Raw genomic sequence first — 509 nt, forward strand, 5'->3', positions numbered from 1 at the left:
AGGTGAAGCTGATCCCGCTGCTCGGCCTGCGCGTGGTGCACGGCTTCCGCGGGCTGGTCGAGGGCGAGGTCTGATGGCGCGCCTTTCCCGCTCCGCCTATGCGGGCATGTACGGCCCTACCGTGGGCGATAAGGTGCGGTTGGCTGACACCGAGCTGTTCATCGAGGTCGAGAAGGACCTCACCATCTACGGCGAGGAGGTGAAGTTCGGCGGCGGCAAGGTGATCCGCGACGGCATGGGCCAGTCGCAGCTCACGCGCGCGCAGGGTTCGGCCGATACCGTCATCACCAATGCGTTGATCCTCGACCACTGGGGCGTGGTGAAGGCCGACGTCGCGCTGCGCGACGGGCTGATCCACGCCATCGGGAAGGCCGGCAATCCCGACACGCAGCCGGGCGTGGACATCATCATCGGCCCGGGGACGGAGATCATCGCGGGCGAGGGAAAAATCCTCACGGCTGGTGGTATCGATCCGCACATCCACTTCATCTGCCCGCAGCAGATCGAGG

The 509-nt window shown here is 66.2% G+C and carries 1 pseudogene; it reads left to right on the forward strand.

The features are described from left to right. Window positions 1-73: 73 nt before the first annotated feature. A pseudogene (gene ureC / locus AC1DWF_RS38915) lies at window positions 74-509 on the forward strand (urease subunit alpha); the annotation flags it as partial.

The organism is Aminobacter sp. P4_D5, assembly GCF_056401815.1.